This is a genomic window from Vibrio sp. 10N.286.51.E5, from assembly GCF_041469125.1.
Classification (GTDB): domain Bacteria; phylum Pseudomonadota; class Gammaproteobacteria; order Enterobacterales; family Vibrionaceae; genus Vibrio; species Vibrio crassostreae_C.
Window position 1 is genome coordinate 121,233 of sequence record NZ_JBFRJZ010000025.1, and the last position, 24,745, is coordinate 145,977.

Sequence of the window (24,745 nt, forward strand, 5' to 3'; positions counted from 1 at the left end):
GGCCTTAATTATTGGCGAAATGCAGTTTCCACTTGCCTTTCGCTATGGGTATTGCACAATACTGCCCCTATATCTCCCAATCCTTTAGTATTTAGCAAACGATTTCGACCCATGTTACTTATCATCGATAACTACGACTCTTTTACCTATAACTTGTATCAGTATTTCTGTGAGTTAGGGGGAACTGTAAAAGTTGTTCGCAACGATGAGATTGATATTGCGGGCATCGAAGCGCTGAATCCTAGTCATCTTGTTATCTCGCCGGGTCCTTGTACACCGGATGATGCGGGCATTTCTCTACAAGTCATCGAACACTTCGTTGGTAAACTGCCGCTCTTAGGAGTGTGTCTTGGTCATCAAGCCATTGCCCAAGTGTTTGGTGGTGAAGTGGTGAGAGCCAGACAAGTGATGCACGGTAAAACCTCTCCGATACGCCACAATGGCAAGAGTGTTTTTCAGGGATTGAACAACCCATTGACCGTGACACGTTACCACTCACTAGTGGTGAAAAATGGCACGCTACCAGATTGCTTTGAACTGACGTCTTGGACGGAGTTTGAAGATGGCAGCATGGATGAGATCATGGGTTATCAACACAAAACTTTGCCGATTGATGCGGTGCAATTTCACCCTGAATCGATTAAAACAGAGCAAGGACACCAACTTCTCGCTAACTTCCTAGCACGCTAAGTGTTTAAATTTGACCCTTTCTCCGCCTAAATAAGCCAGTTAAACCTGTCAGCCCATTCGTTAAGCGTTTAAATTCGGGCTTTACGCGTCTCTCTCCCTCTGACGCCGATCACTTTTTATAACATTTCTCTCTCGCTTCGCTAAGTTTTTAGCCTATGCAAAATTATTCGCGTTATTTCCTCTCGAACCCTATATACCGCTGTGCCAGTAAGGCTTTGCTATTACTAGTCATACGTTTAGGTAAAAAAAGCTTCATAAAACAGATTAATTGATGCATAAATAGTCATAGGTAGTGACGTTTAGCTGGTTGTGAGGGATGGCTAAAGAATAATCTACTATTGAAAAGGTTAATTAAATGTAAATATAATGCTGCAGCGGGATTATGGCGAGACAAAATATCTTTGGCTCACTTATGAACCATTACGCTTATTTGCGAAGCTTGCGGTATCGAGAAGGAATGTACGATGACAGTGGAAAATAAAGTAGAACGTAGTCTGTTTAATGAGGTGATGGTGCCTTGTTATAACCCAATGGAAATGATCCCAGTAAAAGGGGAAGGCGCACGCGTTTGGGACCAACAAGGCCGAGAGTATATCGACTTTGCTGGTGGTATCGCTGTGAGCTGTTTGGGTCACTGTCACCCAGCAATGGTTAATGCTGTTACCGAGCAAGCAAACAAGATTTGGCACCTAAGTAATGTAATGACTAACGAACCTGCACTGCGTTTAGCGAAGAAGCTAACTGACGTATGTTTTGCAGAAAAAGTATTCTTTGCGAACTCTGGTGCAGAAGCGAACGAAGCAGCACTTAAGCTAGCTCGTCGTTGGGCTGCGGATGTTCACGGTCCTGAGAAATCTGAAATCATTGCATTCAAACAAGGTTTCCACGGTCGTACTTTCTTTACTGTAACCGTTGGTGGTCAAGAAGCTTACTCAGATGGCTTCGGTCCAAAACCTGGCGATGTAACTCACCTACCTTACAACGATATTGCCGCTCTAGAAGCGCATATCTCTGATCGCACTTGTGCCATCATGATGGAACCTCTGCAAGGCGAGGGCGGTATCATCTCTCCAACGGCTGAGTTCGTGAATACGGTTCGTGAACTGTGTGACAAGCACAATGCATTGTTGATTTTTGATGAAGTACAAACAGGTAATGGTCGTACTGGTAACTTCTATGCTTACCAAGGTCTGGGCGTGACGCCAGACATTCTAAGCACAGCGAAGTCTCTAGGTGGCGGTTTCCCTATCGGCGCAATGCTGACGACGTCTGAACTGGCTACACACCTTAAGGTTGGTACGCACGGTTCTACATACGGTGGTAACCCACTGGCGTGTGCGGTAGCTGAAGCAGTGGTTGACGTAGTTAGCCAACCTGAGACTCTAGAAGGCGTAAAAGAGCGTGAAGCGCTATTCCGTGATGGTCTAACTAAGATTAACGACAAATACCAAATTTTCAGTGAGATTCGTGGTAAAGGCCTATTGTTAGGTGCTGCACTGAATGACGAATGGCAAGGGCGTGCGCGTGACGTATTAGTAGCAGCAGGCGAGCAAGGCCTAATGGTACTGGTTGCGGGTGCAAACGTGGTTCGTTTTACTCCATCACTGGTTATCACTAAACAAGAAATTGAAGAAGGTTTATCAAAACTAGACAAAGCAATCGCTACGCTAGTTTAGCCTGAGCGGCGTCATAGGAATGATCGCCACTAGAGCGATCCCATGACGTTCTGCTAAAGGCCCAAGCTTCTGGTTTTGGGCCTATTTTGCATCTGGAGGGAATATTGATGCTAGTTGTTCGCCCAATAAAACTATCTGATTACGATGCGCTGCATACCTGCGCCGTTGAGTCAGGACACGGATTCACATCTCTTCCGGTTAACGAAGAACTGTTAACTAACCGTATTACTCACTCTGAATACAGCTTTGCGAAAGCAGACGTGACCGAACCTGGTGACGAAGGCTACCTAATGGTTGGCTTCGACACAGAAACCGGTGAAGTTGCTGGTACCACAGGCATTGAAGCTTCAATTGGTTGGGACGTTCCGTTTTACTCTTACCACATCAGTAAAGTGGTTCACTCATCGCAAAAGCTTGGCGTGAATAACGTGGTGAAGCTGCTGACTTTCGGTAATAACTACACTGGCTGCAGCGAGATTTGTACGCTGTTCTTACGTCCTGATTACCGCAAAGGCTTAAACGGTCGACTGATGTCTAAGTGTCGTTTCCTACTGATGGCTGAGCACCCAGAGCGTTTCTCAAAAACGATCTTTGCTGAGATGCGTGGTGTATCAGATGCAGAAGGCAACTCGCCATTCTGGAAGTGGTTGCAAGAGCACTTCTTCTCGATTGACTTCACACTAGCCGATTACCTAACGGGTATTGGTAAGAAAGGCTTCATCGCAGACCTTATGCCGAAACTGCCAATCTATGTAAACCTATTGAGTGAAGAAGCTCAGGCGGTGATTGGTCAAGTGCACGATAACACCCGCCCAGCATTGAAACTGTTGGAACGTGAAGGTTTCACGAATCGTGGTTATGTCGACATCTTTGATGCGGGACCAACGGTCGAGTGTGATTTAAGAAACATCGAATCTGTACGTCACTCTATTCGAGCACAGGTTCAAATTGCAGAGCACTCTAGCTCTAAAGACTTCCTAATTGGTAATACCTCATTTGAGAACTTCCGCGCAGTAGCCGCGAAAGGTGCGTATGACCAAGCAAGCGACACAGTGATTTTATCATCTGAAGTAGCAAGCGCTCTTGAAGTAAAAGAAGGCGAATTCGTTCGCATGTTGGCTCAATAAGAGCGGCGATTATCTGTCGAAGATTTTAAGGATAGAAGTATGACTCAGTGGATAGCAGGACAGTGGGTGGCAGGTCAAGGTGACGCCATGACATCAGTAAGCCCATACAACAATGAAGTAGTGTGGCAGGGTGATAGCGCGACACCAGCACAGGTTGAATCTGCAGTAGCAGCAGCTCGTGAAGCCTTCTTGGTTTGGAAAAAACTGAGCTTTGCAGAGCGTGAAGCGATCGTGTTGAACTTTGCTGAGAAAGTTAAAGAGAACAGCGAAGAAATCGCGCAAATCATCGCGAAAGAGACGGGCAAACCGATTTGGGAAACTAGCACTGAAGCGGGCGCAATGGCGGGCAAGATTGCTATTTCAATTCGTGCTTACCATGAGCGTACCGGTGAAGCTTCTCGTGAAGCGGCAGGCAACCAGATTGTACTGCGTCACCGTCCATTAGGCGTGATGGCAGTATTTGGTCCTTATAACTTCCCTGGTCACCTACCTAACGGTCATATTGTTCCTGCACTGCTATCGGGTAATACCGTGGTATTTAAGCCTTCAGAGCAGACACCTTGGACGGGTGAGTTTGCGATGAAATTATGGCAAGAAGCGGGTCTTCCTGCTGGCGTAATCAACCTAGTACAAGGCGCTAAAGAGACAGGTATCGCACTGGCCGATGCTAAAGGTCTTGATGGCGTGCTGTTCACAGGTAGTGCTAATACGGGGCATATCCTTCACCGTCAATTCGCGGGCCAACCGGGCAAGATGCTGGCACTAGAGATGGGTGGCAATAACCCTATGGTGATCAGTGACCAATATGGTGACGCAGACGCAACGGTATACACCATTATCCAATCGGCGTTCATCAGTGCGGGTCAACGTTGTACATGTGCTCGTCGTTTGTACGTGCCTGTTGGCGAGAAGGGGGATCTGCTACTCGATAAGCTGGTCGCAGCGACGCAAAAGATTCGTGTTGATCAGCCATTCGCTGAACCAGCACCCTTCATGGGTCCTCAGATCTCTGAAGCTGCGGCTAAGTTCATTCTGGACGCGCAAGCGAATCTACAATCGTTAGGCGGCGTCAGCCTAGTAGAAGCAAAAGCGGGTCAAGCGGCGTTTGTTTCTCCGGGTATTATCGACGCAACCAACATTGCTGAGCTGCCGGATGAAGAGTACTTCGGTCCACTGCTACAAGTGGTTCGTTACCAATCGCTAAAGCAAGCGGTTGAATTAGCTAACGACACACGCTTTGGTTTATCTGCTGGCCTAGTATCAACAGATGATTCTGAATGGGAATACTTCGTTGACCATATCCGTGCGGGTATTGTTAACCGTAACCGTCAGCTAACAGGCGCAAGTGGTGATGCACCATTTGGTGGTCCGGGTGCTTCAGGCAACCTACGCCCAAGTGCTTACTATGCGGCGGACTACTGTGCTTATCCTATGGCTTCAATGGAAGGCGGTGAAACTCAACTTCCAGCAACGTTTAGCCCGGGTATTGAGCTTTAATTTAGGCTAATGAGTCTTAGGCTCATGCGTTAAGCTTGAAATAGGGAAGTGGTGTTATCGCTTTCCTTTTCCATCACGTCCGACACCTAGATTGGGCGGTAGATAATAATAGAAAAAGTATGTCACAGGCTGATGGCTGCTGACTCTGTGTCTCAGCCTCTCCCTCTCTTATCCAAATTACTAGCTTGCTAGAACCTCTGACAAGGAGTCACCATGACGCCCGATCTACTCTTTAAATCACTTTGGGACGATTACATTCACAGGCTTTGTCCATCGGCCGAGAAAGTGCATCACTTGCTGAAAGAAGACGAAGCGCTGATTAATGATCACATTGCATTGCGTACTTTCAATGTTGCTCCTTTGGGTATTGAAACATTAGCGAAGCCTTTCCTAGAGTTAGGCTATAAGGCGTGTGGCGACTACTTGTTTGAGAGCAAGAAGTTGGTGGCTAAGCATTACGAGCACCCAGATCCAAAACAACCAAAAGTGTTCATTAGTGAATTGAAGGTCGAAGAGTGTTCTAGTGAATTACAACAGATCGTTGCTAAGTTAGTTGAGCAGGTTGATGCAAGCAAGTTTCAAGGTCATGAGTTCTTGTTTGGTGGTCGCCAATGGGATTTGAGCTTCGCTGATTTCCAAGTACTAGCTAAAGAGAGCGAATACGCATCTTGGCTAGCGGCTCATGGATATGGTGCAAACCACTTTACGGTAAGTGTGAACCAGCTGAATAACTTTGATGAAGTGCAGGCGGTGAATGACTACCTGAGCGAGTCAGGCTTCACGATCAATGCATCTGGCGGTGAGGTTAAAGGCTCTCCAGAGGTCTTATTAGAGCAATCATCAACAATGGCAGACAAAGTCCCAGTTTCATTTGTTGAAGGCAATGAGATGATTCCTGGCGGCTTCTATGAGTTCGCTAAGCGTTATGCGATGGTCAACGGTGAGCTTTACACAGGTTTTGTTGCAGCATCAGCTGACAAAATCTTTGAGAGCACCAACGGTTAACAAAAGGTACGAGCACGGACTTTGTCCTAGAGATTCGAGTACGCTTCGCTTCGAGGAAGTTTACAAATAGGATTCTGTGAGTTTTTATCGTATCTCGCATCTGCTCTCTGGGTCTTCAGAAAACAAAAAAGCCACCAAATTCGCATTTGGTGGCTTTCAAATTTTTGGCTCAGTTAATCGAGATTAACGAGTGCCGTATACCACGATAGTTTTACCGTGTGCAGAAATTAGGTTCTGCTCTTCTAGCATCTTCAAGATACGACCAACGGTCTCACGAGAACAACCAACGATCTGGCCAATCTCTTGACGAGTGATCTTGATTTGCATGCCGTCAGGGTGAGTCATTGCATCTGGCTGTTTCGCTAGGTTTAGTAGCGTTTGAGCGATACGACCTGTTACATCAAGGAACGCTAAGTCACCAACCTTTTGGCTAGTTACTTGTAGACGGTTTGCCATTTGCGCTGAAAGGCGCATTAGGATATCTGGGTTCACTTGGATAAGTTGACGGAATTTCTTGAAAGAAATTTCAGCTACTTCACAAGGAGATTTTGCACGAACCCATGCAGTACGCTCTTGGTCTTCTTCGAAGAGGCCAAGTTCACCAATGAAGTCACCTTGGTTTAGGTAAGAAAGAATCATTTCCTTACCTTCTTCGTCTTTGATAAGAACTGCCACAGAACCTTTAACGATGTAGTACAAGGTTTCTGCCTTTTCACCAGCATGAATCAAAGTACTTTTTGAAGGGTACTTATGAATATGACAGTGTGAAAGGAACCACTCTAATGTTGGATCGGTTTGGGGTTTACCTAGAACCATAATATCTTACTTCCTCTGCAGGGTATGCTTGCCGCTTTCCGTATTTTAGCTAAGCCTGGATTGACTTGTAGGATAAGAGCACTCGTTGAGCGCTGCAAGCTATCTTGTGTTTCGTTTAAGAATAGTATCCTTTTTCAGGTACTATTTCTTGATTTTAATCGTGACCAAGCTACGATTTTTTACGCAAAATTGTGCACATGATCACGGTATGAAAAGTAATCAACCAGAATGGCGTCTTGTTAGCCTATTTTTCCGGTTTCGATGAGCTGTTGTAGGATGGGCCTTACAATGAGCTCCATAGCAAAACTCATCTTGCCGCCTGGCACCACAAGCGTGTTGTGGCGTGACATAAATGAGCCATCTATCATAGCCAGAAGGTAGGGGAAATCGACGTTTTTGATGCCACGCAAACGTATAACCACGAAGCTTTCGTCTAAACTTGGAATCCCTTTAGCGTTAAGTGGGTTCGATGTATCTACGGTTGGGACACGCTGAAAGTTGATGTGAGTACGCGAAAATTGTGGGGTGATGTAATTAAGGTAATCATCCATTGAGCGAACAATGGAATCCATTACTGCTTCGCGTGAGTGGCCACGATCGCGTGTGTCACGAACGAATTTTTGGATCCACTCAAGGTTGACGATTGGCACCATGCCGATCAGCAAGTCGACGTGTTGTGAGACATTGATGTCGCCATCTACCACGCCACCATGAAGACCTTCGTAGAACATCACATCGGAATTTTCGGGGATCTCTTGCCATGGCGTAAAGGTGCCCGGCATTTGATTGTAAGGCACGGCTTCATCGAAGGTGTGTAGGTAGCTTCTTACTTTACCTGTACCTTCGTTACCGTATTTACGGAAGAACTCTTCTAATGCGCCAAAATCGTTGGCTTGTGGACCAAAGTAGCTGATGTGCTTACCTTGCTCGCGCGCTTTACGGATCTCGACATCCATCTCTGGGCGAGTGAAGCGATGGAAACTATCCCCTTCAACCCAAGCGGCCTTCACGTCCATCATATTGAACATTTTACGGAAGGCTTCTGAGGTGGTGGTGGTGCCGGCTCCAGATGAACCCGTCACCGCAATAATTGGATGTTTAGCGGACATGACAACCCTTGTCTTTTGAGTAACTTACTTGTTAGCAATCGTTTACCACTATAACACGGCTCCTTTATGAGCGCAGCTTAGAAGCGTTTTGTGACTTGAATATCAACGGTTTCATGGAGCTCAGAAAACACAATGCTGACTTCTCCTGAAGCTAATTGATGTTTCACTTGATCAATCTTGTTTTGCAGTGAAACCTCTACGTCGCCGTAGTCTGTACCTTCACGCAGCACGAACTCTTTGATGAGGTTTTCCAGTGTTTCTGGTGCAATGTCTTGCCATGGGATGATCATAAATACTTCTCTCTTTTATGTTCATAAATAGGTTTATTGATGTGTTGATTACTGCGTCTAGTGACGTCCACCACTCAGTCCTTAAAAAGGCTCGGTCATTATGCCGAATCTTGGATACTTTCATAGTAGGCTGGCAATGCTTCTTCTAGCCAAAACCTGGGCTTGAGCGTGCTACCGGTAATGAACCCCACATGGCCACCTTTCTGAAACAAGCGATAATCAATATTGTCTGGTAGTACGAATTTTGGAATAACATCATCAGTCATGAAAGGATCGTCTTTAGCATGAATGATCTGAGTCGGTAGCTTAATCTTATTCAGTTTTGGAAGCGCTGAACATTGAGCATAGTAGTCTTGAGCATTCTTAAATCCATGCAGAGGCGCAGTGATCCTTTCATCAAACTCATACAGTTTGTCTATTTTTTTGATGGTTTCAGCGGAGATACCTATTTTTTCTTGTAACAGCTTAACCTTTTTCAAGGCATTCGATTTGAGTGAGTTGAGCAGGTATTTTTTATAGAGCCTAGAGAAGCCTCTTTCAATACGACTGGAGCAGCAAGCTAAATCAAAAGGAGCAGAAACTATCGTTGCCGCCGACAGTAATGGGTCGTCCGCATACTCAGCCAAGTAGTTCGCCAGCATGTTTCCGCCTAGAGATATACCAACCGCAACCTTTGGGTTATTGGGAAATTGCGCGTGTAAGTGTCGTAGAAAGAAACGAGCATCTTCTACTTCTCCTGAATGGTACGCGCGAGCCAAGCGATTCGGTTTTCCGCTGCATCCTCTAAAGTGCATCATCACGGATAACCAACCATCTTTAGCAAACGCATTCATCAGTCCATTGGCGTAAGGGCTTTCAAAGCTGCCTTCCAAACCGTGGAATAGAACGAAAATGGGCTTATTATTCGCATCTCCTCTGCTTTTATTATCACTATTGGGGCTATCTCCCTTCGGGTCCTCGCTCCATGCAAGGTCGAGGAAATCACCGTCGGGAGTTTCTAAGGTTTGCCATTGAGGATCAAATAACGCCTGCTTTCTAATAAACCGTGGCACTAAGGTTTGTAAGTGCGGATTAGAGAGACCAGCCGCTGCGGTAAATATTGTCATAAAACAGTCCATGCTTCTTTTATGGGCTTTGATAAAGTGTTGAGCTTTTAGTGAAACGCCCATGTTTTTATTTGAGCTTGGTTGATTCTCGGCATAAGCGCAAGGCTTCACTTATACGAGATACAAAAACAGACTATGGGTAACCGTTTGAATAATATCAAGGTTAAGCTTGGATCTTGATTGAATAAAAGGGAAAGAGAACGAGCTAGGGCTGTGGTGCTGGTTCAGAAAAAGCGTCGCAGAGGTTTTCAGCCCCTAATAAACGACAGTACTGAAAAGTGAGCGGTGATTGCTGGTTAGCGTAAAGTTGTAGGGAGTTTATACAGTCGACCAGATCGGACTGTTGTTGCTTTTCAAGCTGTAACTCAAACTTTAGCGCTTCACGGTATAGAGAGTCGACAACGTGTGCTTTGAGATGTTTACGTAGCTCTCGATAGCTATGAAGCAGGGTTTCAGAGCGGCTCAAACACTGTTGAACTTTATGCCACTCTTCTTCAGCAAAAGACAATTGCTGCTCATCAAGCCATTTGAGAAGCAGCAGTAGATTGACGTTGCCGTGGAACTGGTTTTGCAAAGCTAAGCACGCATCCTTTACACCGCGCACACTGTAATACTGAAGGCTAAATTGCCATAGTCGTTCCAGTGTTAGTGATATTGGGGCGTGCTCTGGACTCATAAGCTATCCATATCCTGTTCCATCTGCTCAAGCTCTTCTTGAGTGGACATCCAATCCATTTCAACTTCTTCTAGCTGTGACTTACTGCTCGCTTGGAGAGCGAGTACTTTATTCAGTTTAGCCTTATTTTCAGCTTCATACAGTGAAGTGTCGGATAATTCTTGTTCGGCTTCTTCAAGAGCCTGCGTTAATTTATCCATCTGCTTTTCAAATTGAGTGAGCTTTTTACGAAGTGGTGCCGTCAGTTTACGGAACTCGGCTTCTTTTCGTTTCTGCTCTTTTTTCGCTGCTGCACTGTTGGCGCCGTCTTTTGCTGGTGCCAATGCTTGTGCTTCTTTGCGCTCAACTTTCTGCTGTTCGGTTAGCCACTTGTAGTAATCGCTTAAGTCACCATCAAACGGTGCTACTTGGCGGTCGTGTACAAGGTATAAATCATCGGTAGTCGCACGCAGTAGGTAACGGTCGTGCGATACGATAACCATTGCGCCTTCAAATGTCTGCAGGGCAAAAGTCAGCGCTTGACGCATGTCGAGATCCAAGTGGTTGGTTGGTTCATCGAGTAGCAACAGGTTTGGTTTTTGCCATACCAGTAGCGCCAGAACTAAACGCGCTTTTTCACCACCTGAGAAGGGTGCTACTTTATCAAGTGCTTTTTCACCTTGGAAACCGAAGCTACCTAGGTAATCACGCAATTGTTGCTCGGTGTGTTTAGGGGCAATCTGCATCATGTGCTGCAGCGGTGTTTCTTCTGGGTGCAACGTTTCTAACTGGTGCTGTGCAAAGTAACCAATCTTAACGCCTTGCGAATAACTCAGTTCACCGCCTTGCTGTTTCAGTTCGCCAGAAAGCAGTTTAATCAGTGTTGATTTACCAGCGCCATTTCGGCCAAGCAAACCAATACGACTGCCCGGTACTAGGTTCAAGCGAATCTTTTCTAGAATCAGATTGTCATCATAGCCCGCTGATACTTCATCCATCATCATGATTGGGTTTGGTAGTGCGTCTGGTTCTCTAAATTCAAAGCTGAATGGATTATCAAACTGAGCAGGCAGCACTTGTTCCATTTTCTCTAGCGCTTTAATACGGCTTTGCGCTTGGCGAGCCTTTGAAGCTTTGTAACGGAAACGGTCAATGTAGCTCTGCATGTGAGACATCTGTTTCTGCTGCTTTTGGTACATCGCTTGTTGCAGAATCAGTTTTTGCGCTCGTTGGGTTTCGAACGATGAGTAGTTACCCGTGTACTCATTGAGCTGTTGGTTTTCAACGTGCACGATGCGGTTGACGATAGGGTCTAAGAAGTCTCTATCGTGCGAGATAAGCACTAGCGTGCCAGGGTAGCTTTGTAACCAACGCTCTAGCCACATTACTGCGTCTAAATCCAAGTGGTTGGTAGGCTCATCGAGTAGCAGTAGGTCACTGCGACACAGTAGGGCTTGCGCTAGGTTCAAACGCATACGCCAACCACCTGAGAATTGAGTCAGGTTCCACGCCATTTGTTCTTGGCTAAAGCCTAGACCGTCTAACAGCTCGGCAGCGCGAGCCTTGATGCTGTAGCCACCAATGGTTTCAATCTTGCCGTGGATCTCTGCGACCAAGGTGCCGTTGTCGGCCTGTTCAGCTTTCTCTAGTTTATCTTCAAGGCCGCGGTATTCACGGTCACCATCAATCACGTATTCAATTGCTGTTCTTTCTAATGCTGGTGTTTCTTGAGCAACCCAAGCCATTTCCCAATGGGCAGGTTTGCTGAATGAGCCTGCATCAATAGACAGTTCGTCCTTAATTAAGGCGAATAGCGTAGATTTACCACAGCCGTTTTTACCAACCAAACCGATCTTGTCGCCAGGGTGAAAAGTCGCAGATGCTTGGTCGAGGAGTGGCTTACCGCCGCGTAGCAATTGAATATCAGAGAAAGTAATCATAATTGAAATAGCATAGAAATTAGAGGTGAACAGACGCCTGCATAGTAGGCTGAAACCAGATAAAAGTCGATCACAATGCAATTTGCGTTATGATGCCAATAACATATTAATAACTTTTGCTTAAATTCTTGTGGCCTTGCCACCGTTTAGCCTTCAAAGGAATGTTTCAAAGGAATGAGTAATACTCCCTCGACAGACAAACCCGTGCCAAAGGTGCTGGTCATCTATGCGCACCCTGAGCCGCAAACCTCTATCGCTAACCAGATCATGGTTAAAAAGATAGAGTCACTTGGGAATGTCAAAATCCACGATCTCTACGCCATCTATCCGGACTTCTTTATTGATGTGCCTTCCGAGCATGAGTTGCTGCTTGAATATGATGTGATTGTGTTCCAACACCCTTTGTTTATGTATTCATGTCCTTCGTTGTTGAAAGAGTGGTTTGATCGCGTGTTAGGTAAGGGTTTTGCCTTTGGTGAGCAAAGCGCACTTAAGGGCAAACACTGGCGTAGCGTTATCACAACCGGTGGTAAAGAAGAGGCGTTTGGTGCCGCAGGCTATAATAAATATCCATTACAAGAGATTTTGCAACCATTCGAGCTTACCGCTGCTTTGTGTCAGATGAATTGGATATCCCCTTTGGTTTTACACTGGGCACGAAATGTTACCGATATGACGCGTTACCAACACGCAGAAGCGTATCGAAATTGGTTGCGAGACCCGCTACAAGATATAGGAGCAGATGATGGCTCTGACTAATGATTTTCTACAAAGTAGCGTTATATTTTTAGCGGCTGCTGTGGTTGCGGTTCCTATCGCGCAGCGAGCTGGCTTGGGTTCAGTTCTCGGTTACTTGTTAGCTGGTGTCGCGATTGGCCCTTGGGGACTTGGCTTAATCAGTGATGTCGAAGCGATTCTACACTTCTCCGAATTCGGGGTGGTACTGCTGCTCTTCTTGATTGGTCTCGAACTTAATCCGAAAAAACTGTGGCAGATGCGAGCGCCGATTCTAGGACTCGGTGGCGCACAAGTGCTGATCACCACTCTGATTATTACCGCCATCGCCTGTCTATTTGGATTAACTTGGCAAACCAGCCTGGTAATAGGTATGGGTTTAGCGTTGTCTTCGACAGCCATTGCTTTACGCGTTATTGAAGAGCGAGAGCTCGGCGGCAAAGAAGCAGGGCAGTCGGGCTTTGCAGTACTGCTTTTCCAAGATATCGCTGTTATTCCAATGCTAGCAATGTTGCCTCTACTTGCGGGTAATACCGGCGGTAGCTGGGCTGACATGCTGTGGATGCTGGGTGGCGTGATTGGCCTACTGGTCGGTGGCCACTTCTTGTTGAGACCACTTTTCCGATACGTAGTGATGAGCGGTGTCCGTGAGCTTTTCACGGTTGCAGCGTTGTTATTGGTGATTGGTATTGCCGTCATCATGCAGCAGATTGGCTTATCGATGGCATTAGGTACTTTCTTGGCGGGCGTCCTTCTGGCTGAAAGTGAATATCGACACGAGCTTGAGATCGCGATTGATCCATTCAAAGGTTTACTGCTTGGTCTGTTCTTTATCTCTGTGGGTATGGCGGTAAACCTAGGTCTACTGGCAGAAAGCCCATTCGCAATACTTATTGCAGTGTCGTCGCTAGTCGTATTGAAAGGTTTGGTGCTGTATGCGCTGGCTCGTATCTTCGGCACTCAAGCTAAAGCACGCAGCCGAATGGCGATGATCCTTAGCCAAGGTGGTGAGTTCGCTTTCGTTATTTTTACTGCGGCGAGCGCTCAAGGCATCTTAAGTGGCGAACAAGTGTCGTTCTTACTGGTGGTTGTGAGCCTTTCTATGGTGACCACGCCATTGATGCTTAAACTGCAAGACCGATTCTTTGCACGTCAGCTTAATCAAATCAGTGAAAGTGCGATGTCTTCGGATGTGGTTGATCGCAGCCCTCGAGTGATTATTGCGGGCTTTGGTCGTTTTGGTCAGATCATTGGTCGTCTGATGTATGCCAACAAGATTCGTATCACTGTCCTTGAAAGTGATGCCAGCCAAATACACATCCTTAGAAAGTTCGGCTACAAGGTGTTTTACGGAGACTCGACTCACCTAGAGCTATTACGCGCAGCCGGTGCTGATAAAGCAGAGGCGATTGTGTTGTGTACTGACTCCCCAGATGAAATCATGAAAACCGTCGATTTATGTAAGCAGCACTTCCCACGCTTAAAGATCTTGGCGCGTGCACGAAGCCGTGTTGAAGCGTATCAACTACTTAACCACGGTGTGAGTAACTATTCGCGTGAAACCTTCCTTGGAGCATTGGATTTAGGTCGTCAAACATTGACTGAACTTGGCATGCATCCATATAAAGCGAAGCGAGCAGAAGCACACTTTAGAAAGTTGGATAATGGTATGCTGAAAGAGTTGCTGCCTCAGCATAACGAAGATGCCGAGTTAGCCCAAAGAGCGAAAGAGGCTCGTAAAGAACTTGAAGAGATCTTTGGACACGAGATGGAAAACGATCACCAATCTCGAAACTATTGGCAGTAGCTTGAAGTGATAACTCATGCTTGAGCTTAGAAATAGAGCTTGGGCATAGAAATAACAGACTATAGAACTAACCTAATAATAAACGCGGTCTCTGCTTAACTTATCAATAAAGTGAGTGGGAAGAACCGCGAATCCAGAGCAGTAAAGGATATGAACGTGAAACAGAAAAAACGCTTTATCGCAGGGGCAAGCTGCCCAAGTTGCAACACTCAAGACACACTCCGTTGGTGGATTGAAAATAATATCGAGCTGGTGGAATGTGTCGATTGTGACTTCACAGAACAGCGTAAACCGAAAACTGTAGAGAAATCTGAACACGCGAATCAAGAAATGATCGGTATTTTTAAGCCAGAATGATTGAGTTTCGTTGATTGATCCCCATAATATCCCGGTACAGAATTTTTCCTAAGCTCAACTGTTCGAGCTTAGTCCAAACCTCCTTGGAGCTCTCATGAAAATTGAAAAGAACGTAGTAGTTAGTGTTGCATATCAAGTGAAACTTGAAGATGGCGTAGTAGTTGACCAATCAACTGCAGAAGCTCCACTAGATTACCTTCACGGTCACAACAACCTAATTACAGGTCTTGAAAAAGAGCTTGAAGGCAAAGTAGCTGGCGACAAGTTCTCTGCAACTGTTACTCCAGAAGACGCATACGGCGAACACAACGACGCACTAGTTCAACGTGTTCCTGCTGACGTATTCCAAGGTGTTGAGCAAATCGAAGTTGGCATGCGTTTCCTAGCGGATACTGACCAAGGTCCAATCCCAGTTGAAGTTACTGAAGTAGATGGCGACGAAGTTGTTGTTGATGGTAACCACATGCTAGCTGGCCAAACTCTAACGTTTGACGTTGAAGTTGTAGCGGTTCGTGAAGCGACTGAAGAAGAAGTTCAACACGGTCACGTACACCAAGAAGGCGGCTGTGGCGGTCACGACCACGATCATGACCACGAAGGCGGTTGCTGTGGTGGCGAAGGCCATGACCACGGTGAAGAGAAAAAAGACGGCTGCTGCGGCGGCGGTAGCTGTGGTTCTCACTAATACCGAATTAACGGTTTAGTTTAAGAATCTTGAAAGCCTCCCTTGTGGAGGCTTTTTGCGTTTAGGAGTCTCGCTTTTTGACCTCGCTTTTCTCTACCAAACTAAGTGTCCGCAGATCTAAGCATTCGTAAAAGTTTGGTTTTCGTTATCAGACATCGAACCATGGATGTGGTATTGATAGCACAACATTATAAGACGACGTCAGTGGAGAGTTTGTATGTCACAGCCTTTTTCAATTGCCATTCATGGTGGTGCAGGAACCATCTTGCGCGAGCAAATGAGCTATGAATTAAAAGCGGGTATTACCGAGGCTTTGGAAAAATCGGTTTTGGCTGGTTATCAAATATTGCAATCGGGTGGTGATGCTCTGGATGCGGTAGTGGCATCGGTTAAGGTGATGGAAGACAGCCCGCACTTTAATGCCGGTAGGGGCTCTGTTTTAACGCATGATGAATTTGTTGAGATGGACGCTTCTGTGATGCATGGCCGCGAAATGGATGCAGGTGCTATTGCAGGCGTTCGCCATATCAAAAACCCAATTGAGCTTGCACGTGATGTGATGCGGAAAAGCGACCATGTGTTGCTGATTGGTGAAGGTGCCGAGAAGTTTGCGTTTGAGCATGACTACACCTTTACCGAGCAAGACTACTTCTTTACTGAGCGCCGCTATGACCAACTTCAGTCGATGAAAGAGAAAGGCATCTTTGCTCTGTCTGAAGCGAAATATGATGAACAGCAAGCTGAGAAATACCCTGACGATAAAAAGTACGGCACGGTTGGTGCGGTCGCATTAGACCAAGCGGGTAACTTAGCGGCAGCAACCAGTACCGGTGGCGTGACCAATAAGAAATACGGTCGTGTGGGTGACTCTCCGATCATTGGTGCAGGAACCATCGCTGAAAATGGCAATGTTGCCGTCTCAACAACCGGGATGGGTGAGTTCTTCCTACGTAAAATGGTCGCCAGTGATGTCGCAGCACGAATGCGTTATCTGAAAGAAGATGTGCACACCGCTTGTGAAACGATCATTCAAGGTGAATTGAAAACCATGGGTGGAGAAGGTGGCTTGATCGCTATCGATGGCCAAGGCGATATACATTTTGGTATGAACAGCTCAGGAATGTATCGTGCAAGCGTTGATACTCAAGGTCGTGTTGAAGTGAAGATTTATGCCGACGACTAAGTTGGTATCGGCTTAATTGGCTTTAGCTTATTCACTGAGATGAAATAAACAAAAGGGCGACAGATAAGTATCTGTCGCCCTTTTAGTTTTCTATGTCCCGTCCTGAAATGTGTTTACACATTGAGGACGAGAAACTAACGATATGCGTCGTTAGATTTAATTGGTTATTTTGAACCGCACTTAATAGTGTGGAGGTGGCGTCTCTTCTGATGCGTCAGCTAGATTAGAGCCATCCATATTTTTTACTTTGCCAACCACGAACTTCATCTGATCTTGCATTCTCGTGATTAACATTTGTTGTTGGCTAAGCGCTTCATTGAGTTCTTCAATGGTCTGTTCTTGGAAAGCTAGCTGACACTCTAGGTCATTTACGCGGCTTTCTAGTTGTTCAACTCGCTTTTCTGTCATCGTTCTTAATCCACATTCCAAGCTTGGGCAATGCCCGCAGAGGTGCCCGATATCACACGGTTCTTATCATCAAAGGCTGCATCATACACTACCGCACGAGGAGGGCGAGCATCTTTTAGTGGCTCAGCATCGTGGCGAGAAATTCGTTTGCCATCCTGAGTATTCCACACACTCACTTGGCTGGATGGCGTGCCCGTCACCAACATGCTGCCGTCATCAGAAAAACGAGCACTCGAAAAAATCAACTGTCGAGACCAGCTTTGCAATTGCGCTTGAGGTTCGCCCGTTTCAAGATCCCAAATCATCGCTTGATTGCCGCCATCAGAGGTAAAAGCCAGTTCACCATCGCGTTGTAGCGCGACTCGTACTACTCTTTGTTCATGCTCAAAGGTGCGTAATACCAAGCCTGACTCGGTATCCCACAGGTAGGCTTTATAGTCGTTGCCACCTGATAATGCGTAGCGACCATTGGAAGAAAGGGAAACAGAATTAACTTTTTCTCGGTGAGCAAGGAACTCAAGACGGCGTCCGGTGACTAAGTCCACATAGATCGCTTTGCCATTAGACAGGCCAAGCAATACTTTTTCACCATTGCTAGAGATATCGACATCGCGAATTAAGCCATCGGAGATAGACCAAAGCCCTTGTGCTTGAGTCCAAGAGAGGTCCCAAACGGCGAAGTTCATCTGGCTTGCGGTAATGGCAAAGCGGCCATTGTCCGAGATACGGATACGCGATACTTGGTTTTCTAATTGATCTTGTGGGCCGAGTTGAGCTAACTCTTTGTTTTCGGCAAGGTCCCAAAGCAATAGTTGTTTTTTCTGAGAGTAGAGCAGGGCGAAGCGTCCATCTCTGCTAAGGGCAAAGCTGGTGGTACCATTGGGTTCAATTTCCCAACGTTGCTCATCATCTTGGAAGAAAAAACATCCATTTAACAAGGCGATGACAATTGTACATAGCAATGAGTGGAAAAATATTCGCATCACATCTAATAATCCGGTTTGTGTCGAAAGACATATGACTAGTATATTGTTATAACTAACGTATTCACACCAATCTAATCATTAGATTTGTGCACAATAACCAATGGCTTGGCCATTAATTGGAGAATTCAATGAAATCAGTTTTAAAAGTATCACTGCTTGCCGCAACGGTTATGCTAGCAGTTGGTTGTCAGAAAGAAGAACCAAAGGCAGAAGCTCCACAGGTTGAAGAAGTTAAAGTTGAAGCAGTAAACTTTAAAACAGAAGACGACAAAGCGGCATACGCAATCGGCGTATCTTTCGCTAACTACCTAAGCACAAGCATTGATAAGCCAAGCGAGCTAGGTATTAACCTAGACAAAGATATGGTTCTTCAAGGTATCGAAGACGTATTCGCAGAGAAAACTGCACTGAACGAAGAAGAAACTCGCGCAGCTCTTGAAGCTCTAGACAAGCGTGTTGCTGAAACGATGCAAGCACAAGCGGCAGAAAAATCTGCAGAAGTGAAGAAAGCCGGTGATGACTTCCGCGCTGAGTTCGCTAAAACTGAAGGCGTTAAGCAAACTGAATCTGGTCTACTTTACCAAGTAATGACTGCTGGTGAAGGTGCTTCTCCAAAAGACACTGATACGGTTCAAGTACACTACAAAGGTACTCTAACAGACGGTACTCAGTTCGACAGCTCTTACGATCGTGGTGAACCAGCAACATTCCCACTAAACCGCGTAATCCCAGGCTGGACTGAAGGCGTACAACTGATGCAAGTTGGTTCTAAGTACAAGTTCGTTATCCCGCCAGAGCTAGCATACGGTGAGCAAGACACACCGACTATCCCAGCTAACTCAACGCTAGTATTCGAAGTAGAACTACTAAACATCGATAACGCTGAAGCAGCTCCTGCACAGTAATATCGGTTAAAAGCCTCGTACTAAAATACGTTGATTGAATAAAAAGCCTAACTTTGAGTTAGGCTTTTTTTATGATTTGAAGATGAGTATTTGATTTTTAAACTTGTTCTAAATCACTAGTTGCAATGTTAGCTAGGTGTGCAATTAAAATTTTCTGATAAACTTACATAAATTTGTTGATTTTTCACACGAAGGTAAGGAATAAGTGACTACTACAGAAACAGTCAATGCAGATGTGTTACTTGAAATGGAATCAGTCCACGTTATGCCATTCAGTGAACACGATAAAATCATTCTAAGATCTTATGAGGCCGTTGTTGACGGTATTGCGAGCCTTATTGGTCCGTTTTGTGAAATCGTTTTGCACTCTTTAGAAGACCTCAATACTTCTGCGATTAAAATTGCCAACGGCGAAAATACAGGTCGTCAGGTTGGCTCGCCGATTACCGATCTTGCATTGAAGATGCTAAAAGATATTGAAGGTTCTAAGCGTAACTTCTCACGTTCATACTTCACTCGCGCTAAAGGCGGAGTGTTGATGAAGTCGATCACGGTTGCTATCCGCAACGGTGAAGACCGAGTGATTGGCCTACTGTGTATTAACGTGAATCTAGACGCGCCATTCTCACAAGTGCTGCAATCGTTCATGCCTACACAAGACGCAGACGAAGCCGCATCATCGGTTAACTTCGCTAGTGACGTTGAAGAACTTGTCGACCAAACGGTTGAACGCACCATTGAAGAAATTAACGCTGACAAATCGGTATCGAACAATACTAAGAACCGTCAGATCGTGATGGAGCTGTACGACAAAGGTATTTTCGATATTAAAGACGCGATCAACCGCGTTGCTGAGCGACTGAACATCTCTAAGCACACCGTGTACCTATACATCCGCCAACGTAAAACAGAGGATGAAGAGGGTTGCTAAGCTATACACTCCTAGTGAATGGGCCAGTCTATGGCTCACAGTCAGCAAGAAGTGCCTACCAGTTTGCCGTGGCTCTGATTAAACAGGGCCACAAACTTCACAGTGTGTTCTTCTATCAAGATGGCGTGAGTAACGGCTCAGACCTTACCGTACCGGCTAACGATGAATTTGATTTAGCTTCTGCTTGGCAAAAGCTGGCTGATGAACACGATGTTAGCCTTGAAACCTGTGTGGCAGCTGCGCTAAGACGCGGAGTGATTAGCTCTGAAGAAGCAGAGCAACATCAACTAAGTGCCTCTAACCTAGCCACTGGATTTACTCAAGCCGGATTAGGGAGCTTATCGGAAGCGCTACTAACGCAAGATAGGGTTGTGCAGTTTTGAGAAAGTTAGCCTTTATATTTAACAGTTTCCCTCATACGACCGCTGCGGGTAGAGAAGGGTTAGACGCCCTGCTTGCTGCGTCCGCATATAGTGAAGACATTGCCGTGTTCTTTGTTGGCGATGGCGTGACACAGCTTCTCAAAGCGCAGCAGCCCGACGAAACACTATCGCGTGACTACATCTCTGCATTCAAACTTATGGACCTGTACGACATCGAACAGGTGTATGTGTGTCAGCGTAGTCTGAGTCAGTTTGGTCTTTCAGCAGACAACCTGCTGATCGATGTGACCACCGTTGAAGCCGACGAGTTAACGCAGAAGTTAGCTCAGTGCCAACAGATACTGACTTTCTAGGGGACGCTATGCTTCATATTGTAAAATCAATCGACAAACTTAAACTCGCATTGACCTATTCTCAGCCACAAGATCAGTATCTTTTGGTGGAAGATGCGGTGTATGTTTGCCTTCCCAATCATGAGTTATTCACTCAAATCTGCGCAGTAGAGCAGGTGTCGGTGTTAAAACCAGATCTCGATAGCCGAGGTTTACAACTACTTGTCTCAAGTACCATTGATCAAGTTGACTTCGATGGCTTCGTTAAACTGACGGTTTTGAACGACAAATCAGTCACTTGGTAGCTGTGTTTTATCAGTTTGGTTAAAAGTAGACCATCCTGAGCTCTAGACGGCTAAAAAAGATCTGTATATTTCTTGACACACCTCCCACTGCTGAATAGAATTTTGCGTCCCTAATTACGACTTGTGATTAGGGATAGATTTTTCACAAAGCTTACTTTCAAGTAAATTTCAGGAGCTAGTTAATGGCAACTATTAACCAGTTGGTTCGCAAACCTCGTGTAAAGCAAGTTGTTAAAAGCAACGTGCCTGCACTAGAAGCGTGCCCACAAAAACGTGGTGTATGTACTCGTGTTTACACTACTACACCTAAAAAACCTAACTCGGCACTACGTAAAGTATGTCGTGTACGTCTAACTAACGGTTTCGAAGTAACTTCGTACATCGGCGGTGAAGGCCACAACCTACAAGAGCACAGTGTTGTACTAATCCGTGGCGGTCGTGTAAAAGACCTTCCGGGTGTTCGTTACCACACTGTTCGCGGCGCACTTGACTGTGCTGGCGTTAACGACCGTAAACAAGGTCGTTCTAAGTACGGTGTGAAACGTCCTAAGTCTTAATTGATTCTCTTTTTTAAAAAGAAATCGTTAAGTAAGGCCAAACACTATTTTATTTATTATTCTGAAAAGTTTTGGAAAAAACCTGAAGAAGACAACGGAGAATATCCATGCCACGTCGTCGCGTAATAGGTCAGCGTAAGATCCTTCCAGATCCTAAGTTCAAATCTGAATTGCTGGCAAAATTCGTTAACATCCTTATGGTTGACGGAAAGAAATCTACTGCAGAAAAAATCGTTTACACTGCACTAGATTCAATGGCTGAGAAGTCTGGTAAAGACCACTTAGCTGTATTTGAAGAAGCTCTTGAAAATGTTCGCCCAGCGGTAGAAGTTAAATCTCGCCGTGTAGGTGGTTCAACTTACCAAGTACCTGTAGAAGTTCGTCCGGTTCGCCGTAACGCTCTTGCTATGCGTTGGGTAGTTGAAGCTGCGCGTAAGCGTGGTGAAAAATCTATGGCTCAACGCCTAGCTGCTGAAATGCTAGACGCGTCTGAGAACAAAGGTACTGCGGTTAAGAAACGTGAAGACGTTCACCGCATGGCTGACGCAAACAAAGCGTTCGCACATTACCGTTGGTAATACCTTTTTAGTGCTGCAAGGTTCCTTGCAGCACTTCTTTAGTTCCTATGCTTATGCTAGGAACTATTGCTATTTCTAGGGCAAGCAATTTTTAGCGAAGCATCGTTTTTAACGCCTAATCTAGACATAGCAATAGTCCCTAAGTCTCTAATAAGAGGATTCAACCGTGGCTCGTAAAACTCCTATAGAGCAATACCGTAATATCGGTATCGTTGCTCACGTAGATGCAGGTAAAACAACCACAAGTGAACGTATTCTGTTCTATACCGGTCTTTCTCACAAAATCGGCGAAGTTCACGATGGTGCAGCAACCATGGACTGGATGGAGCAAGAGCAAGAGCGCGGTATTACGATCACTTCAGCAGCAACCACTACGTTTTGGCGTGGTATGGAAGCTCAGTTCTCGGACCACCGTATTAACATCATCGACACTCCTGGACACGTTGACTTCACAATCGAAGTAGAACGTTCTCTGCGTGTGCTTGATGGTGCAGTTGTTGTGTTCTGTGGCTCATCTGGTGTTGAACCTCAGTCAGAGACAGTATGGCGTCAAGCTGATAAGTACCAAGTTCCACGTATGGTTTTCGTTAATAAAATGGACCGTACCGGCGCTGACTTCTTGCGCGTAGTTGAACAGATCAAGGACCGCTTAGGCGCAACTCCTGTTCCAATTCAACTGAACATTGGTGCTGAAGAAAACTTCCAAGGCGTTGTCGATCTTATCAAGATGAAGGCAATTAACTGGAATGAAGCTGACCAAGGCATGACTTTCACGTACGAAGATATTCCTGCAGACATGCAAGAAATGGCTGAAGAATATCGTACAGAACTTGTTGAAGCTGCTGCAGAAGCAAATGAAGAGCTGATGGATAAGTACCTTGAAGAAGGTGAACTAACAGAAGCTGAAATCAAACAAGGTCTTCGTACTCGTACCCTTAATAATGAAATCGTACTTGCTACTTGTGGTAGTGCATTCAAAAACAAAGGTGTACAAGCTGTTCTAGATGCAGTTGTTGATTTCCTTCCTTCTCCAGTCGATGTACCTGCAATTAAAGGTATCGATGAAGATGAGAACGAAGCAGAGCGTCACGCAGACGACAAAGAACCGTTCTCAGCGCTAGCATTTAAGATTGCAACAGACCCATTCGTTGGTACTTTAACTTTCATCCGTGTTTACTCTGGTGTTGTTGAAAGCGGTAAAACAGCTTATAACTCTGTGAAGAAACAACGTGAACGCTTAGGTCGCATTGTTCAAATGCACTCAAACAAGCGAGAAGAAGTAAAAGAAGTACGAGCAGGTGACATCGCAGCCATCATTGGCCTGAAAGATGTGACTACTGGTGAAACCCTTTGTGACCAGAACCATAAGATTGTTCTTGAGCGCATGGAGTTCCCAGACCCAGTTATTCAGATCGTTGTAGAGCCAAGCTCTCAAGCTGATCAAGACAAAATGACTATCGCTCTAGGTAAACTAGCAGCGGAAGACCCATCGTTCCGCGTTGATATGGATGCGGAAACTGGCCAGACTCTGATTTCTGGTATGGGTGAACTACACTTAGATATCATCGTTGACCGTATGAAGCGCGAATTTAGCGTGAACTGCAACGTTGGTAACCCGCAAGTGGCTTACCGTGAGACTATTCGTGGTACAGCGAAAGCGGAAGGTAAATTTATCCGTGAACATGGTGGTAAAGGTCAGTACGGTCACGTATGGCTGAAACTAGAACCATCAGAAGCTGGCGAAGGCTTTGTCTTTGTGGATGAAATTGCCAATGGTATCGTACCGAAAGAGTTTATCGCTTCAGTTGCTAAAGGCGTTGAAGAGCAGATGAACAATGGTGTGCTTGCTGGCTATCCAGTTTTGGATATCAAAGCTACACTATATGATGGTTCTTACCATGAAACAGATTCAAGTGAGATGGCGTTTACAATCGCTGCCTCTATGGCTTTCAGAACGGGTGCACTTGAAGCGCAACCGGTTCTGCTTGAGCCTATGATGAAAGTTGAAGTAACTACTCCAGAAGACTGGATGGGTGACGTTGTTGGCGATATTAACCGTCGTCGCGGCATCATCGAAGGTATGGACGAGGGGACAGCTGGCCTGAAGATAATTCGTGCACAAGTTCCGTTGTCTGTCATGTTCGGTTACGCAACTGATTTACGTTCTGCGACACAAGGTCGTGCTTCTTACTCTATGGAGTTTAGTGAGTACGCTGAAGTGCCTAACAATGTTGCAAAAGCAATCATTGCAGAGCGTGGTTAAACAAAAGGAAGGCATTTTTTTTCATTTTTTGAAAGAACAATGCGTCCAAATATTGCGCTAACGAGAGTTGGCGCATAAAATAGCAATTTCTGGCGCGTCTCGCTCAATAATGAACGTGGCGAATCATAACTAGGAAGGAACACGATTGTGTCTAAAGAAAAATTTGAACGTACGAAACCGCACGTAAACGTTGGTACTATCGGCCACGTTGACCACGGTAAAACAACTCTAACTGCTGCTATCTGTACTACTCTTGCAAAAGTATACGGCGGTGTTGCTAAAGATTTCGCATCTATCGATAACGCTCCAGAAGAGCGTGAGCGCGGTATCACAATCGCAACTTCTCACGTTGAGTACGACACTCCAGCACGTCACTACGCACACGTAGATTGTCCAGGACACGCGGATTATGTTAAAAA

The 24,745-nt window shown here is 45.6% G+C and carries 27 protein-coding genes; 19 read left to right on the forward strand and 8 right to left on the reverse strand.

Features of this window, described 5'->3' with window-relative positions:
- The first annotated feature begins 111 nt into the window (after window positions 1-111).
- The 5 genes from AB4161_RS09585 (at window position 112) to AB4161_RS09605 (ending at window position 5,995) form a co-directional block, all read left to right on the forward strand.
- Window positions 112-690 carry an aminodeoxychorismate/anthranilate synthase component II gene (locus AB4161_RS09585; RefSeq protein WP_372083264.1) on the forward strand — a complete coding sequence of 193 codons (579 nt, stop codon included), beginning with the start codon at window positions 112-114 and terminating at the stop codon, window positions 688-690.
- A gap of 464 nt (window positions 691-1,154) precedes the next feature.
- Complete coding sequence (locus AB4161_RS09590) at window positions 1,155-2,366, forward strand: aspartate aminotransferase family protein (RefSeq protein ID WP_017066202.1); 1,212 nt, start codon at window positions 1,155-1,157, stop codon at window positions 2,364-2,366.
- 107 nt (window positions 2,367-2,473) lie between these two features.
- Window positions 2,474-3,493, forward strand: a complete 1,020-nt coding sequence (astA, locus tag AB4161_RS09595; protein ID WP_372083265.1) for an arginine N-succinyltransferase — start codon at window positions 2,474-2,476, stop codon at window positions 3,491-3,493.
- Between the two features lie 39 nt (window positions 3,494-3,532).
- A complete protein-coding gene (gene astD, locus AB4161_RS09600; protein ID WP_372083266.1) occupies window positions 3,533-4,990 on the forward strand; it encodes a succinylglutamate-semialdehyde dehydrogenase in 1,458 nt (485 codons plus the stop codon).
- Window positions 4,991-5,203: 213 nt separating this feature from the next.
- A complete protein-coding gene (locus tag AB4161_RS09605) occupies window positions 5,204-5,995 on the forward strand; it encodes a DUF1338 domain-containing protein (RefSeq protein ID WP_372083267.1) in 792 nt (263 codons plus the stop codon).
- Between the two features lie 183 nt (window positions 5,996-6,178).
- On the opposite strand, the gene crp is transcribed toward AB4161_RS09605, so the two are convergent.
- The 6 genes from crp to AB4161_RS09635 all read right to left on the reverse strand — a co-directional run bounded on the left by crp (window position 6,179) and on the right by AB4161_RS09635 (window position 11,911).
- Window positions 6,179-6,811, reverse strand: a complete 633-nt coding sequence (gene crp / locus AB4161_RS09610) for a cAMP-activated global transcriptional regulator CRP (RefSeq protein ID WP_004729651.1) — start codon at window positions 6,809-6,811, stop codon at window positions 6,179-6,181.
- Between the two features lie 239 nt (window positions 6,812-7,050).
- Window positions 7,051-7,920 carry a phosphoribulokinase gene (locus tag AB4161_RS09615; protein ID WP_010435210.1) on the reverse strand — a complete coding sequence of 290 codons (870 nt, stop codon included), beginning with the start codon at window positions 7,918-7,920 and terminating at the stop codon, window positions 7,051-7,053.
- Between the two features lie 77 nt (window positions 7,921-7,997).
- Window positions 7,998-8,210 carry a YheU family protein gene (locus AB4161_RS09620; RefSeq protein ID WP_010435208.1) on the reverse strand — a complete coding sequence of 71 codons (213 nt, stop codon included), beginning with the start codon at window positions 8,208-8,210 and terminating at the stop codon, window positions 7,998-8,000.
- Between the two features lie 98 nt (window positions 8,211-8,308).
- Window positions 8,309-9,316, reverse strand: coding sequence for a hydrolase (locus tag AB4161_RS09625; RefSeq protein ID WP_016783703.1), 1,008 nt, complete (start codon window positions 9,314-9,316; stop codon window positions 8,309-8,311).
- Between the two features lie 205 nt (window positions 9,317-9,521).
- Window positions 9,522-9,992 (reverse strand): TIGR02444 family protein, encoded by a 471-nt coding sequence (locus tag AB4161_RS09630; protein ID WP_017066206.1) that lies wholly within the window; start codon window positions 9,990-9,992, stop codon window positions 9,522-9,524.
- Window positions 9,989-11,911: an ABC transporter ATP-binding protein gene (locus tag AB4161_RS09635; RefSeq protein ID WP_372083268.1), complete on the reverse strand. Its 1,923-nt coding sequence runs from the start codon at window positions 11,909-11,911 to the stop codon at window positions 9,989-9,991. Before AB4161_RS09635 ends, AB4161_RS09630 begins: the two co-directional genes overlap by 4 nt.
- A gap of 174 nt (window positions 11,912-12,085) precedes the next feature.
- Here AB4161_RS09635 and kefG point away from each other — a divergent pair, with 174 nt between their 5' ends.
- The 5 genes from kefG to AB4161_RS09660 all read left to right on the forward strand — a co-directional run bounded on the left by kefG (window position 12,086) and on the right by AB4161_RS09660 (window position 16,678).
- On the forward strand, window positions 12,086-12,670 hold the full coding sequence (gene kefG, locus AB4161_RS09640) for a glutathione-regulated potassium-efflux system ancillary protein KefG (protein WP_048659151.1): 585 nt from the start codon (window positions 12,086-12,088) through the stop codon (window positions 12,668-12,670).
- Window positions 12,657-14,453: a glutathione-regulated potassium-efflux system protein KefB gene (kefB, locus tag AB4161_RS09645; protein ID WP_017061110.1), complete on the forward strand. Its 1,797-nt coding sequence runs from the start codon at window positions 12,657-12,659 to the stop codon at window positions 14,451-14,453. Before kefG ends, kefB begins: the two co-directional genes overlap by 14 nt.
- Before the next feature lie 156 nt (window positions 14,454-14,609).
- Window positions 14,610-14,810, forward strand: coding sequence for a YheV family putative zinc ribbon protein (locus AB4161_RS09650; protein ID WP_029235422.1), 201 nt, complete (start codon window positions 14,610-14,612; stop codon window positions 14,808-14,810).
- A gap of 94 nt (window positions 14,811-14,904) precedes the next feature.
- Window positions 14,905-15,495: a peptidylprolyl isomerase gene (slyD, locus tag AB4161_RS09655; RefSeq protein WP_017061108.1), complete on the forward strand. Its 591-nt coding sequence runs from the start codon at window positions 14,905-14,907 to the stop codon at window positions 15,493-15,495.
- Window positions 15,496-15,712: 217 nt separating this feature from the next.
- Window positions 15,713-16,678 carry an isoaspartyl peptidase/L-asparaginase family protein gene (locus AB4161_RS09660; protein WP_017061107.1) on the forward strand — a complete coding sequence of 322 codons (966 nt, stop codon included), beginning with the start codon at window positions 15,713-15,715 and terminating at the stop codon, window positions 16,676-16,678.
- A 180-nt stretch (window positions 16,679-16,858) separates the two neighbouring features.
- Here AB4161_RS09660 and AB4161_RS09665 read toward each other — a convergent pair whose 3' ends face one another.
- Together AB4161_RS09665 and AB4161_RS09670 are read right to left on the reverse strand one after the other, a co-directional pair.
- Window positions 16,859-17,086, reverse strand: a complete 228-nt coding sequence (locus AB4161_RS09665) for a SlyX family protein (RefSeq protein ID WP_009848930.1) — start codon at window positions 17,084-17,086, stop codon at window positions 16,859-16,861.
- 5 nt (window positions 17,087-17,091) lie between these two features.
- Window positions 17,092-18,069 (reverse strand): WD40 repeat domain-containing protein, encoded by a 978-nt coding sequence (locus tag AB4161_RS09670; RefSeq protein ID WP_372083272.1) that lies wholly within the window; start codon window positions 18,067-18,069, stop codon window positions 17,092-17,094.
- 131 nt (window positions 18,070-18,200) lie between these two features.
- On the opposite strand from AB4161_RS09670, the gene fkpA reads away from it, so the two are divergent.
- The 9 genes from fkpA to AB4161_RS09715 all read left to right on the forward strand — a co-directional run.
- Window positions 18,201-18,977 carry an FKBP-type peptidyl-prolyl cis-trans isomerase gene (gene fkpA / locus AB4161_RS09675; protein ID WP_017061105.1) on the forward strand — a complete coding sequence of 259 codons (777 nt, stop codon included), beginning with the start codon at window positions 18,201-18,203 and terminating at the stop codon, window positions 18,975-18,977.
- Between the two features lie 205 nt (window positions 18,978-19,182).
- A complete protein-coding gene (locus AB4161_RS09680; protein ID WP_004729851.1) occupies window positions 19,183-19,908 on the forward strand; it encodes a transcriptional regulator in 726 nt (241 codons plus the stop codon).
- A complete protein-coding gene (gene tusD, locus AB4161_RS09685; RefSeq protein ID WP_017063709.1) occupies window positions 19,902-20,291 on the forward strand; it encodes a sulfurtransferase complex subunit TusD in 390 nt (129 codons plus the stop codon). The genes AB4161_RS09680 and tusD overlap by 7 nt, the downstream gene beginning before the upstream one ends.
- Window positions 20,288-20,644, forward strand: coding sequence for a sulfurtransferase complex subunit TusC (tusC, locus tag AB4161_RS09690; protein WP_017063710.1), 357 nt, complete (start codon window positions 20,288-20,290; stop codon window positions 20,642-20,644). The genes tusD and tusC overlap by 4 nt, the downstream gene beginning before the upstream one ends.
- 8 nt (window positions 20,645-20,652) lie before the next feature.
- Window positions 20,653-20,928: a sulfurtransferase complex subunit TusB gene (gene tusB, locus AB4161_RS09695; protein WP_372083269.1), complete on the forward strand. Its 276-nt coding sequence runs from the start codon at window positions 20,653-20,655 to the stop codon at window positions 20,926-20,928.
- Between the two features lie 182 nt (window positions 20,929-21,110).
- Window positions 21,111-21,485, forward strand: a complete 375-nt coding sequence (gene rpsL / locus AB4161_RS09700) for a 30S ribosomal protein S12 (protein WP_004737194.1) — start codon at window positions 21,111-21,113, stop codon at window positions 21,483-21,485.
- Between the two features lie 107 nt (window positions 21,486-21,592).
- A complete protein-coding gene (rpsG, locus tag AB4161_RS09705) occupies window positions 21,593-22,063 on the forward strand; it encodes a 30S ribosomal protein S7 (RefSeq protein ID WP_010435163.1) in 471 nt (156 codons plus the stop codon).
- 166 nt (window positions 22,064-22,229) lie between these two features.
- Complete coding sequence (gene fusA / locus AB4161_RS09710; protein ID WP_017061101.1) at window positions 22,230-24,326, forward strand: elongation factor G; 2,097 nt, start codon at window positions 22,230-22,232, stop codon at window positions 24,324-24,326.
- 147 nt (window positions 24,327-24,473) lie between these two features.
- The coding region (locus tag AB4161_RS09715; RefSeq protein ID WP_372083270.1) for a GTP-binding protein at window positions 24,474-24,745 on the forward strand (272 nt) is incomplete at its 3' end.

Coding starts and splice junctions, on each gene's coding strand:
- AB4161_RS09585 (WP_372083264.1), top strand. CDS start 112: ATGTTACTTATCATCGATAACTACGACTCTTTTACCTATAACTTGTAT.
- AB4161_RS09590 (WP_017066202.1), top strand. CDS start 1,155: ATGACAGTGGAAAATAAAGTAGAACGTAGTCTGTTTAATGAGGTGATG.
- astA (WP_372083265.1), top strand. CDS start 2,474: ATGCTAGTTGTTCGCCCAATAAAACTATCTGATTACGATGCGCTGCAT.
- astD (WP_372083266.1), top strand. CDS start 3,533: ATGACTCAGTGGATAGCAGGACAGTGGGTGGCAGGTCAAGGTGACGCC.
- AB4161_RS09605 (WP_372083267.1), top strand. CDS start 5,204: ATGACGCCCGATCTACTCTTTAAATCACTTTGGGACGATTACATTCAC.
- crp (WP_004729651.1), bottom strand. CDS start 6,811: ATGGTTCTAGGTAAACCCCAAACCGATCCAACATTAGAGTGGTTCCTT.
- AB4161_RS09615 (WP_010435210.1), bottom strand. CDS start 7,920: ATGTCCGCTAAACATCCAATTATTGCGGTGACGGGTTCATCTGGAGCC.
- AB4161_RS09620 (WP_010435208.1), bottom strand. CDS start 8,210: ATGATCATCCCATGGCAAGACATTGCACCAGAAACACTGGAAAACCTC.
- AB4161_RS09625 (WP_016783703.1), bottom strand. CDS start 9,316: ATGACAATATTTACCGCAGCGGCTGGTCTCTCTAATCCGCACTTACAA.
- AB4161_RS09630 (WP_017066206.1), bottom strand. CDS start 9,992: ATGAGTCCAGAGCACGCCCCAATATCACTAACACTGGAACGACTATGG.
- AB4161_RS09635 (WP_372083268.1), bottom strand. CDS start 11,911: ATGATTACTTTCTCTGATATTCAATTGCTACGCGGCGGTAAGCCACTC.
- kefG (WP_048659151.1), top strand. CDS start 12,086: ATGAGTAATACTCCCTCGACAGACAAACCCGTGCCAAAGGTGCTGGTC.
- kefB (WP_017061110.1), top strand. CDS start 12,657: ATGGCTCTGACTAATGATTTTCTACAAAGTAGCGTTATATTTTTAGCG.
- slyD (WP_017061108.1), top strand. CDS start 14,905: ATGAAAATTGAAAAGAACGTAGTAGTTAGTGTTGCATATCAAGTGAAA.
- AB4161_RS09660 (WP_017061107.1), top strand. CDS start 15,713: ATGTCACAGCCTTTTTCAATTGCCATTCATGGTGGTGCAGGAACCATC.
- AB4161_RS09665 (WP_009848930.1), bottom strand. CDS start 17,086: ATGACAGAAAAGCGAGTTGAACAACTAGAAAGCCGCGTAAATGACCTA.
- AB4161_RS09670 (WP_372083272.1), bottom strand. CDS start 18,069: ATGCGAATATTTTTCCACTCATTGCTATGTACAATTGTCATCGCCTTG.
- fkpA (WP_017061105.1), top strand. CDS start 18,201: ATGAAATCAGTTTTAAAAGTATCACTGCTTGCCGCAACGGTTATGCTA.
- tusB (WP_372083269.1), top strand. CDS start 20,653: ATGCTTCATATTGTAAAATCAATCGACAAACTTAAACTCGCATTGACC.
- rpsL (WP_004737194.1), top strand. CDS start 21,111: ATGGCAACTATTAACCAGTTGGTTCGCAAACCTCGTGTAAAGCAAGTT.
- rpsG (WP_010435163.1), top strand. CDS start 21,593: ATGCCACGTCGTCGCGTAATAGGTCAGCGTAAGATCCTTCCAGATCCT.